Below are 2,813 nucleotides of genomic sequence, written 5' to 3' on the forward strand. Positions count from 1 at the left end.
GGGGAGGGGATGTTGCCGGAGCGCCTGTCGGGGCTTCAGGAGGATTGACGGAGGGCGTTCAACGGTTAATGTAGGTCGAGTGCGGAGCAGATGGGGCCGCATGAAGTACATCGAACCGGGGGCGACCTGGCTTCGACGGGGGCAATGACGTTCGAGACGCGTGCCGAGCTTGTTGGGTGCTCGTAAAACTTCCGACAACATCACAAAAGCCAACGACAACGTTGAGCTCGCGCTGGCTGCCTAACTAGCAGTCTTTAGTGCGCGGTCCCCCTGCTCTCGGTCCGTGGGGTAGGGATGGGCCGTCATAATGCGGACTGGCTGCCAAGGGTGCCTGGGCCCGAGGCGGCGAGATCTTTCCAGGACCGGCATCAGGAATCCCGTCCGTGGGAGTCCGGGTGACGTAGCAAATCGCGGACTACGCACGTAGGGTCGAAGAGCCGACGGCTTTCGGACGAGGGTTCGATTCCCTCCGCCTCCACAGTGAAGCCTGGCAATCCAGTACGGGTTGCCAGGCTTCTTGTTTTGGCGCGCGTTTCAGCATGGGTCCTCAATATACCCCTCAGGCGACTCTGCCTGGTGCGGCGTGGAGCTGGAGCTGGGGCACGGGCCGGTCGAGCTGCTATTCAGGTGCGCGGCCACTCCAATATCGTGCGGATGCCTGCCCACGGATGCTGGCTGGACCCGACGAAGGGTTGGCTCTACCGAGCCCCCATGGCGCGCGGCGATTGCCTCCGGTTCGAGACCGTCGCGAGTTGAATCCGACGGCATGCACACGATGCAGTGCACGTTTCGGATTGAGCAATTCGCGGACCCAGCGCATGGATTGTGATTGTGCGCGCGGCGCCACGCTGCCTTGAGGTTGACTATGCGTTCTGCTTCGATGAAGCGGATACAGCACCCCTGTTTCAAGAGAGCATGAGCATAGGAATGACAGGAGCCTTATTGGGCGTAGCGGACGGGAGCAGTGCGAGAGGAGAGGGGCGCTGACGGGTAGCCCATGAGCAGCACTTCGGGCCGACGCAGAAGCCATTCATTTCCAGCAGACACACGCCAGCCCAGCCGCCTTCCCAGGCGGGACGCGGCAAGGGCTTGGCTGTCTTGGCTGGCTGTGGCGGCTTGAGCTTCAACACCACGCGCTCTGGGGCGGCCCTCGCGCATGGGCTAGGTGTGCACCCGCCGTGGGTAACCCCAGGTGCTTCAGAATCGCTCTCACCCCTCCTGCTCCCTTCACGTAGGCCAACACCCGCCGCCTGCCTCCACACCTCAAGCACGCGAACACATCCAGGGCGAACGGACACGATGATGCCCACGTCGTCCATGCGAGTCTTTGCCCACTGCCTGATTCACGCCTCGGGTAATCCGGTCGTTGTCCAAGGCGAGCCGAAGAGCTTGAGGACGACGTGGGACCGTGTCCGGAAGTAGCCCAGGCCCGAGCGCAAGCCTGTTGCAACTCGGTCATCTCGTCGAAGAGAAGGTTGTGCGTGGCCCGCTGGCGCAGGGGCCGCCACAGTCGTTCGATGGGTTGAAGCTGAGGGCTGTAGGGCGGAAGCCGGTACAGGGAGAGGTGCGGGAAGCGGCGCAAAGCCCAGTCCACGGGGCGCCCGCGGTGCCAGGGCGCGTTGTCGATGATGAGGACGACTTGCGCCACGCTGTGGCGGGATAGGCGCGAGCGACGTCAAGCAGGTGGTGGGCGAAGGCCACCTGCTTGCGCTTTGTTTTCGAGAGTCCATCCTTGCGACGCGTCCGGGTGCGGCTACCGTAAAGCCTGCTCGTCTCGGCCGCGGTGTTGAGGTTGGCGGAAGCGAAGGTGTGCACCACGTCCTTGCAGTCGCGGGTGTCGATGACAGGGCGGCTTCCCTTCACGCCCAGCGCCGCCTTCAGTGTCGGCACCATGGGAAATCTCGCTTCGTCCTGGCTCAAGAGGGCGATGTCACCTGCTTGCGCTTGGTGTTTTTTCGCTCAACTCCAGCCGCGCCTGCTGCTGGCGTGAAGCGTCCGCGCGAAGGAAGTGATAGGTGGGCCGGTACAGACGCACGCCATGGCGCCGGCAGAAGTCCCCCAGGGCCGTCTCCCGCGCCCGAATCCCCATCTGGCGGTAGAGGAAGTCCGCCAGCGCTTCATGCGTCCAATTCGCCCGCTTGACGCCGCAGGCCCTTGGCCCCTGCTGGACCCAGCCCAGAATCGATGGCGCCAGTCCCTCGGGAATCAACGGCGTGCGGCCAGGTGCCCACTGAATCCTCAACCCTCTCAAGCCTCCCGCCCGATAGCAGGCGAGGAAGCGCTGGATGTTGCGTGGCGTCGTCCCCAAGTCCTCGGCAATCTGCTGGGAGCGCCCTCGGGACGTCATCAACACCGCCTGGCACCTCTCACGTAAACGTCGGTCCTCCGTCGTGCGGAAGCAGGATTTCAGCTCGCTCCGCTGCTTCTCGCCAGCGCCAGTCCGGTCATGCTCCTTCAACCCGGCTGACACGACGGATTCTTCCGGGCCGTGAATGCGGGGAAAGGGGACCTATGTGGAACCCGACAGCGGCTACTTTGCCTTCCCCGACCGCAATGAAGGCTGCAGGCGCGCCATCTCCACTTGGCTTCGACAGCGTGAAGGCGAGGTGCACTGAGCTGCAATCCAGGAGCTGTCGGGCCAGGTCGGGTTTTGCTCACGCCTTGTCCACGGCTTCGAATCCCGCGGCATCCGTTCCGAGCCGACGACATTTCCTTCGAGCGGCTGTTCCACTGGGCGTCCGAGGACATGATGGCCCCTGCGCTCAATCGCCGGGCGTGTCCACTGGAAAGGTGTGGCTGGAGAGGGGCGGGTG

Annotated in this window: 2 protein-coding genes and 1 other RNA gene; 1 reads left to right on the plus strand and 2 read right to left on the minus strand. The window is 64.0% G+C overall.

Annotation, left to right across the window (positions count from 1 at the left end):
• Nucleotides 1–117: 117 nt before the first annotated feature.
• Nucleotides 118–481, plus strand: a transfer-messenger RNA (tmRNA) gene (ssrA, locus tag D7W81_RS40685).
• 642 nt (nucleotides 482–1,123) lie between these two features.
• Here the strand turns inward: ssrA and D7W81_RS44495 are convergent.
• Both D7W81_RS44495 and D7W81_RS40700 read right to left on the minus strand, forming a co-directional pair.
• Entirely contained in the window at nucleotides 1,124–1,648 is a 525-nt protein-coding gene (locus tag D7W81_RS44495; protein WP_208721686.1) for a transposase, read from the minus strand.
• A 282-nt stretch (nucleotides 1,649–1,930) separates the two neighbouring features.
• Nucleotides 1,931–2,470, minus strand: a complete 540-nt coding sequence (locus D7W81_RS40700) for a helix-turn-helix domain-containing protein (RefSeq protein WP_120560683.1) — start codon at nucleotides 2,468–2,470, stop codon at nucleotides 1,931–1,933.
• Nucleotides 2,471–2,813: the final 343 nt, after the last annotated feature.

The sequence above is a fragment of the Corallococcus aberystwythensis genome, from assembly GCF_003612165.1.
GTDB classification, from domain to species: domain Bacteria; phylum Myxococcota; class Myxococcia; order Myxococcales; family Myxococcaceae; genus Corallococcus; species Corallococcus aberystwythensis.